The following is a 7,613-nucleotide window of genomic DNA, read 5'->3' on the forward strand; positions in this document are numbered from 1 at the left end:
TGACGAGCGTGGGGGCGATACGTTTCGGCGTAGGGCCGCCCCAAGCCGAAACAGCCCCCTCGGGGGGCAGCGAAGTACACGAAGTGACGAGCGTGGGGGCGATATTAGCGCCTGGCCGCCCGGCGCATGCCCGGCAGCGTGCTGCGCGGCCCGCGCATGCCCAGGTAGGTGGGGGCCTGCGCGCGCAGGGCCGATGGCCGGATGCCCAGCGCCTGCAGCCCGGGCAAGCCGCTCAGGGGGTCGCTGGCCACGTTGTCGACCTGCATCGAGTCCAGGTTGTCGCGGCTCATCAGGGGCTCGCCCGGGGCCAGCTCCATCAGCAGCGCCTGCAGCTTGCCCAGCGCCATAGGCAGCCGGATCACGGGGCGGCCCCGGCCTTTATTGACGCCGCTGTACTGGCCGGCCAGCCGTACCAGCTGCTCGAGCGTGAACACCTCCGGGCCGCAGGCTTCATAGACCTGGTCCACCGTGCTGCTGTCCTGCAGGCAGCGCACCACGGCGCTGGCCACGTCTTCCACCCAGACCGGCTGAAAGCGCGCCCCGCTGCACGCCAGCGGAATGACGGGAAACCGCCGCTGCAGCCGCGCAAAGGTGTTGAGGAATTTGTCTTCCGCCCCGAACATCACGCTGGGGCGCAGCACCGTCACATCCAGCCCCGAGGCCAGCAGCACGGCCTCGCCGCGCGCCTTGCTGCGCTGGTACATCGACGGCGCGTTCAGGTCGGCGCCCAGCGCGCTGATGTGCACGATGCGCCGCACGTCAGCGGCCTCGCAGTCGCGCACCAGTTTGAGCAGCAGTTGCACATGGGTCTGGTCAAAGGTGTCTTCGTTGCCGTGCAGCCGGGCCACCAGATTGACCACCGCGTCGTGCCCGTCCAGCAGCGGCGCCAGCGAGACCAGCTTGTTCACATCGACTTCGACCACGTCCAGCAGCGGCAGCAGCATCAGGTGCCTGGCATGGTCCAGCCGGCGCGTGGCTACGGTCACAGGGCACTGCAGCCGGGCCAGCTTTTCGCACACATGGGTGCCGACAAAACCAGTACCCCCGAGGATGAGGACCTTTTTCATAAGCTTGAATTTAGCGCGTTTGGGGCCGGTGTGGGTGAAATTTTTTTGTGAATAAATTGGGCTTGCATCCCTTGTAAATATTCCGCCGACAGCTATCAAATCGATAGCTAAATCCTGCTGCTCCCTGCTGCTCCCTGCTGCTCCCTGCGATCGGATCAGGGGTAAAACTTTTCCTGCCGCGCCAGCATGTCGACAAACTGCGCCAGGCGCCTGGCACGTGTTTCGGATTTTTTGGCGGTCTGCAGCCTGAACAGCACCGCATAGCGGTTGCGCGAATCGAGTTCGGCAAAAAAGGCCCCGGCGCGCGGCGTGGCTTGGAGCGCCGCAGCCAGGTCCTCGGGCATGCCGGCCGTGCGCTGCGGTTCGTAGGCGGCGTCCCAGCGCCCGTCCTCACGGGCGCGCTCGACTTCGCGCAGCCCGGCGGGCTTCATCTGGCCGCTGTCCATCAGCGCCAGCGCTTTGCCGCGGTTGATTTGCGACCAGATGCTTTTGGCCCCGCGCGGGGTGAATTTTTGCAGCCAGCTGCTCGCGTCATGGCTTTTCTTCTGGCCATCAATCCAGCCGTAGCACAGGGCCAGCTCCAGCGCTTCGGGGTAAGTCACGGAGCGCAGCCCGGCGTCTTTTTTGGCAATCTGCAGCCACACGCCCATGCCCCCGGCATGGTGCGCATCGAGCCAGCGGGCCCAGTCCCTGGGCTGCTTGAACAGCAGTACCGGCAGTTCGGCCGCAGGCGTTTTCACGCCTGCTCGCCAAACTTGAGCAGGTTGCCGTGCGGGGCAGTCACGTACAGCTCTTTCATTCGGGGTCCCGGCGTTGGGTGGCGGTGATAGTGGGCGCTTGTCTGGGTGAATTTAGCTTGGTTTCGGGTGAGGCGATAGAGGGGTGGTGCGGACTGTTGTTTTTGCCCGATGGTGTTGATGTGATTTATGGCTTTGGTCCGCGTTGGATGCACATGGATAGCTATTGAATTGGTAGCGGATTTTTGATTGCGGCCTGCCCCCACTGCGAGGGCCGCAAACTACGGCAAATCCTTATTTCGATGCCTCGATCGCCCGGTCCACGTCTTCGATCAGGTCTTCGATGTCTTCCAGGCCGACCGACAGGCGCACCAGTGCGTCGGGCAATCCCGCTTGCTGGCGCTGCGCGGGCGGAATCGAGGCGTGCGTCATCACCGTGGGCAGGCCAACCAGGGACTCGACGCCACCCAGGCTCTCGGCCAGCGCGAACAGCTTCGTCTGGGTCGTGAAGCGGATGTTGCGCTCCACCCCGCCTTGGAGTTCGAGCGAGATCATGCCGCCGTAGGCGCGCATCTGCCGGCGGGCGAGTGCGTGGTGGGGGCTGGACTCCAGGCCGGGATAGGCGAGCTGCCTGACCTCGGGGTGGGCGGCCAGGTGGCGTGCCAGTTGCAGCGCATTGTCGCAATGCTGGCGCATGCGCACCGGCAGGGTCTTGATGCCGCGCAGCACGAGGAAGCAGTCCAGCGGACCCGGCACCGCGCCCACCGCGTTTTGCAGGAACTTGAGCTCCTGGTACAGCGCTTCATCCTTGACCACCAGGGCGCCGCCGATCACGTCCGAGTGGCCGCCCAGGTACTTGGTGGTGCTGTGGATGACGATGTCCGCGCCGAGGCGCAGCGGCTGCTGCAGGTAGGGCGAGGCGAAAGTGTTGTCGACCGCGAGCCTGGCCTTGTGCTGGTGCGCGATCTGGGAGATGGCGGCGATGTCGCACACGGTGAGCAGCGGGTTGCTCGGGGTCTCCAGCCAGATCAGCCTGGTTTGCGGACGCAGCGCGGCCTGGACCGCGTCCAGCGAGGTCGCATCGACAAAGCTGCTCTGGATGCCGAAGCGCTCGAACACGCGCGTCATCAGCCGGTAGGTCCCGCCATACAGGTCCTGCCCGCACACCACATGGTCGCCGCTGCTGAGCGACTGCAGCACGGTGGACTCCGCCGCCAGGCCGCTGGCGAAGGCCAGACCCCAGGCCCCGTCCTCCAGCGCCGCCAGGTTCGCCTCCAGCGCGCTGCGCGTGGGGTTGGCGGTGCGCCCGTAGTCGTAGCCCCTGTGGCGCCCGGGCGCTTCCTGCACGAAGGTCGAGCTCAGGTACACCGGCGTCATGATGGCGCCGGTGGTCGGGTCCGCCGGCTGGCCGGCGTGAATGGCTTGGGTGGAAAAGCGCATGGCGTGCCTCGCTAAAAGCAAAAGCCTGGCTACGGGTGGCCCGCGGCCGGCGGTGGTGGGTCGGGTGGGGCATCCAGGTAGCCGTTGCCCCGCATCCAGTCGTCGTTGTAGAGCTTGCCCAGGTATTGGCGACCGCCGTCGGGCAGCAGCACCACCATCAGGTCGTTCGGGCCCAGCGTTTGCGCCACCTGCAGCGCGGCCAGTATCGCGGCGCCCGAGGAACCGCCGGCGAACAGGCCCTCGGCGCGGGCCAGGCGCCGTGCCATCAGGAAACTGTCCTGGTCGCTGACCTGGATCACGTCGTCGATGACGGCCCAGTCCAGCGCCTTGGGGATGAAGTCTTCGCCTATGCCTTCGAGTCGGTAGACGTGCGGCCCTACCTCCACCCCGCGGTGGAACAGGTCGTAAAAGATCGAGCCTTGCGGATCGACGCCTATCACCTGGACCATGGCATTTCGCTCCTTGAGGTAGCGGCCGGTGCCGCTGATGGTGCCGCAAGTGCCCATGCCGCAGACGAAATGGGTAACCATGCCCCTGGTGTCGTCCCAGATCTCGGGGCCGGTGCTTGCGTAGTGCGCCAGCGTGTTGTCCGGGTTGTCGTACTGGTTGCACAGGAAGGCGCCGGGGATGTCCTGCGCCAATTGCTGCGCCACCTGGATGTAGCCGCGCGGGTCGTCGGGCGGCACGTCGGTGGGGCAGACGATGACCTCGGCGCCCATCGCCCGCAGCATGTCGATCTTTTCCTTGGACTGCTTGTCGGCAATGGTGAACACCGTCTTGTAGCCGCGCCCGGCGGCAAACAGCGCCAGGCCCATGCCGGTGTTGCCGGAGGTGCATTCCACGATGGTGGCGCCGGGGCCGATCTCGCCGCGCCGCTCGGCCTGCTGGACCATGTACATGCCGATGCGGTCTTTCACCGAACCGCCCGGGTTCAGGTACTCCAGCTTGGCGTAGACCGCGCAGGGCAGTTGCCGGGTGAGCTGGTTCAGGCGCACCAGCGGCGTGTGGCCGATCGCGTCCAGGATGCTTTCATATTTCATGGCAGCTCCTTTTGCGTGTTGTGACATGCATGAGCCCGGCAGCGAAAGAGGAAAGGCCGCTACTTCGCAAGCCGGGCGTCCACTTTACTCGTTCCACGCCAGTTCGTGAAGCGGGAGGCGATGGGGGTGGATTGTTGTCTTTGTCCGATGGACTTGATGTGATTTATTGTTCTGGCCCTTATGGGGTGTGCGTGAATAGCTATTGAATTTATAGCGAATTTGCTTCACTGCCGTTTGGGCTGAGCTTGTCGAAGCCGTGTCTCTTGTCGGACCAGGCCGGGACTCGCCCCGGCGGGCGACTCACTTTCTCTTGCTTCGCTGAAGCAAAGAAAAGTTACTGGCCGCCGGGCCACCCCCGGCTTGTTCCCACTGCGAGTGGCCACAAACTACGGCAAATCCTTACTCACCTCAGGCTGACTTGCGTCCCTGGGCCCCACGGTCCCCAAGCGCGCCTTCAGCGACTGCGGCTGCCCGGTCAACAGGGCGGCGTAGTTGGTGGTGTTGGACAGCACTTTCTTCACGTAGTCGCGGGTTTCGGTGAAGGGCACGTTCTCGGCCCAGATGGCGGCTTCGAGCACCGGACCGTTGCGCCAGCTGCGCGGGCGGTTGGGGCCGGCGTTGTAGGCGGCTGCGGCCAGGGGCATGGAGCCGTCGAAGTCGTCCAGCGCCAGCTTGAGGTAGGCGGTGCCTATCGTGATGTTGGTGCCCGTGTCGTTGAGCTGGTCTGCGGTGAAGCCTTGCAGGCCGATCTTGCGGGCGGTCCAGCGGGCGGTGGCGGGCATGACCTGCATCAGGCCGGAGGCGCCCACGCCCGAGCGGGCGTCCATGATGAAGCGGCTTTCCTGGCGGATCAGGCCGTAGACGTAGGCCGGGTCGAGGTTGATCTCGCGGCTGCGTTTGACGACGGTGTCGCGAAACGGCGTGGGAAAGCGCTGCTCCAGGTCGAATTCGTTTTTGGTGCGCTCGCTGGTGTTGATGCAGCGGTCCCAGATGTGCCGGTCGCAGGCAAACTGCGCGGCAGCCAGCAGTTCGCGGTCTGTCATGCCGCCGCGCTTGACGAGGTTGGTGCTGTAGTTCCACTCGCGCACGCCTTCGCTGCGCAAGCCCAGCCCGATGGCGTAGGCCGCGCGGTTCAGGCCGGGGTTGAGGCGGGCGGCTTCCTTTTCCTCGGCGCTCAGCGCTGCGGGCTTGGGCGGCAGGGTGATTTTCTGGCCCAGTTCTTCGAGCGCGAGCTGCTCGTAAAAGCCACGCACCGAGGCAATCGACTGCATGAGCGCCAGGGCTTCGGCACGCTGCGGGGTGATCGCGATGGTCGAAGCGGGCCCCGAGCCCGGGGCCGCCGAGACGATGGGATTGGGGGGCGCGGTGGCCAGCAGGGCCCGGCCTTTCCAGTAGGTCCAGGTCGGGTCTTTGCGCGCTTCGTCGCTCATGGCGTTGATGGCCGCCAGCACCTGCGGCCAGCGCGGCTGGCTGCCGGCACGCAGGGCGGCGCGGGCTTTCCAGCCCAGCATGTCGTCGGTCAGGTCGGTGTCTTTGGTGACGTTGGCAAAGTAGTCCGCCGCCTCGGCGCTCAGGCGGCCGGCGGCCTGCTTGCCAATCACGCCCCAGACCCAGTTGCGCTCCTCGGCGTTGAGCTGGGCGCCCCATTTGGCTTCGAGCAGGATGGCGGCACCATCGGCATCGGTGCTGGCCAGCTTGACCAGGGCCAGCACGATCAGCTCCTTGCGCGTTTTGGTGATGGCCAGGGATTTGCTGGTCAAAAATTTCGTCGGTGCGTTGTTCAGCGCGGCCAGCAGCGGCAGCGAGTCGGGCGAGACGATCTCCACGGCATCGCGCGCGGCGCGCGGGCGGTTGGCCTCGGTGGCCAGGCGGGCCTTGCGCCACACGTCCAGCGGCGTGAGGGCCTTGGCCTCGAACAGCTGGCTGGCAGCGAGGGTGCAGCCGTCGTCGGCATCGCGCTGGCTGTGCCAGTTTTTCCTGACTTCTGCCGCCGGCTGGGCGGTGGCCGCAGGCCCGGTTTTGAGGTACTCGACCAGCACGGCGTAGCAGTGCACCTCGCGGTCGTCACCCATGCGGTAGAGGGGGTGTTCCGCGGCAAAAGTGCTCCAGTCGCGGCGCTGGCCCAGCAGCAGCAGCCAGTCGTTGCGCAGGCGGTCTTCCTGGTAGGTGCCGGCGTAGCGGGCCAGAAAATCCTGCACCTCCTGGGTGCTGGCATCGTCCAGCCTGGCCTTGAGTTCCCAGTAAGCGGCCCAGGGTTCGAGCGCATGGCCCTTGGCCTGCGGCAGCAGTAGCGTGAGCTTGCGTTTGTCGCCGCGCTTGTAGGCCTGGTTCATCTCCAGCAGGAGGCCGTCGCCATTGGCGGTCTGGGCTGCAGCGGGCGCGATCAGGGCGCCGGCGATCAGGGCGCCGAGGGCATTGAAAGTAAATTTGGATAGCATCGGGGACATTATGGACAAATTAAGCACCCGCAAAGCGCTGATCGAAGAACGCCTGAATCTGCCCGACCGCCTGCAGCGCGCCGACCTGCTGCAACGCGTGATGCGCATCTGGCTGGTGGGCCGCAGCGACACGGTGATCGGGGCCTACTGGCCGATCAAGGGCGAGTTTGATCCGCTGCCCGCGCTGTACCGCTGGCAAGAGGACGCCATGCTGGGCGATATTTCCAAAGAAAACTCAGCTGAAGACGGCTTGGATACTGCGCAGATAGCTACGGAAAGCATAGCAAGCCGCTTGCCCCGCAAGATTGGTTTGCCGGTGGTCAACAAGCAGCACAAGACCCTGACCTTTCATGCCTGGTATCCCGGCTGCCCGATGGAAGAAGACGCCTACGGCATTCCCAAGCCCAAAGACACCGAGGTTATCGTGCCCACGCTGCTGTTTGTGCCCTGCGTCGGCTACGGGCCGGGTGGCTACCGGCTGGGTTACGGCGGCGGCTTTTACGACCGCACGCTGGCGACGCTGCAGCCCCGGCCCGTGACGGTGGGCCTGGGTTACACCCACGGCTGGCTGCCTGATCTGGAGCCTGAGGCGCATGACATTGCGCTGGATGCCATCCTCAATGACAACGGGGTGGTTTGGCCGGTGTGAGTTGGTGTTATCGAGGTTGTTTCGTGAATTGCCGCTGATTGCTTTCACGACCAGGCCGGGTCTCGCCCCGGCGGGCGACTCACTTTCTCTTGCTTCGCCAAGAGAAAGTAAGCAAAGAGAAGGCGACCCTACTGTCTGCGACCCTTCGCTGCGCTACGGGCACCCTGCGGTGCTCGCTTCAGGCGGGGTCCGCGCAAACTCGCTGCGCTCAAACACGCGCGGCCCTTGATCCGCCTGAAGCT

6 protein-coding genes are annotated in these 7,613 nt (G+C 65.4%); 1 reads left to right on the top strand and 5 read right to left on the bottom strand.

What is annotated here, in order from left to right:
• Window positions 1–104 precede the first annotated feature (104 nt).
• The 5 genes from V6M61_RS20950 to V6M61_RS20970 all read right to left on the bottom strand — a co-directional run bounded on the left by V6M61_RS20950 (window position 105) and on the right by V6M61_RS20970 (window position 6,722).
• Complete coding sequence (locus V6M61_RS20950) at window positions 105–1,067, bottom strand: complex I NDUFA9 subunit family protein (RefSeq protein ID WP_332778543.1); 963 nt, start codon at window positions 1,065–1,067, stop codon at window positions 105–107.
• 155 nt (window positions 1,068–1,222) lie between these two features.
• A complete protein-coding gene (locus V6M61_RS20955) occupies window positions 1,223–1,807 on the bottom strand; it encodes a YdeI/OmpD-associated family protein (RefSeq protein ID WP_332778544.1) in 585 nt (194 codons plus the stop codon).
• Window positions 1,808–2,098: 291 nt separating this feature from the next.
• On the bottom strand, window positions 2,099–3,244 hold the full coding sequence (locus V6M61_RS20960) for a cystathionine gamma-synthase (protein WP_332778545.1): 1,146 nt from the start codon (window positions 3,242–3,244) through the stop codon (window positions 2,099–2,101).
• A 29-nt stretch (window positions 3,245–3,273) separates the two neighbouring features.
• The gene (locus V6M61_RS20965; RefSeq protein WP_332778546.1) at window positions 3,274–4,284 is read right to left on the bottom strand and encodes a PLP-dependent cysteine synthase family protein; all 1,011 of its coding nucleotides are present in this window, start codon (window positions 4,282–4,284) and stop codon (window positions 3,274–3,276) included.
• Window positions 4,285–4,670: 386 nt separating this feature from the next.
• Entirely contained in the window at window positions 4,671–6,722 is a 2,052-nt protein-coding gene (locus V6M61_RS20970) for a lytic transglycosylase domain-containing protein (RefSeq protein ID WP_332778547.1), read from the bottom strand.
• A gap of 10 nt (window positions 6,723–6,732) precedes the next feature.
• On the opposite strand from V6M61_RS20970, the gene V6M61_RS20975 reads away from it, so the two are divergent.
• Window positions 6,733–7,371 (top strand): 5-formyltetrahydrofolate cyclo-ligase, encoded by a 639-nt coding sequence (locus V6M61_RS20975; protein ID WP_332778548.1) that lies wholly within the window; start codon window positions 6,733–6,735, stop codon window positions 7,369–7,371.
• The last annotated feature ends 242 nt before the right edge of the window (window positions 7,372–7,613 follow it).

Origin of the sequence: Polaromonas sp., assembly GCF_036676035.1 — a bacterium.
GTDB lineage: Bacteria > Pseudomonadota > Gammaproteobacteria > Burkholderiales > Burkholderiaceae_C > Polaromonas.

Bases quoted from the DNA above. Each gene is read 5' to 3' on its own strand.
- V6M61_RS20970 (WP_332778547.1), bottom strand. From the start codon at position 6,722: ATGCTATCCAAATTTACTTTCAATGCCCTCGGCGCCCTGATCGCCGGC.
- V6M61_RS20965 (WP_332778546.1), bottom strand. From the start codon at position 4,284: ATGAAATATGAAAGCATCCTGGACGCGATCGGCCACACGCCGCTGGTG.
- V6M61_RS20960 (WP_332778545.1), bottom strand. From the start codon at position 3,244: ATGCGCTTTTCCACCCAAGCCATTCACGCCGGCCAGCCGGCGGACCCG.
- V6M61_RS20975 (WP_332778548.1), top strand. From the start codon at position 6,733: ATGGACAAATTAAGCACCCGCAAAGCGCTGATCGAAGAACGCCTGAAT.
- V6M61_RS20950 (WP_332778543.1), bottom strand. From the start codon at position 1,067: ATGAAAAAGGTCCTCATCCTCGGGGGTACTGGTTTTGTCGGCACCCAT.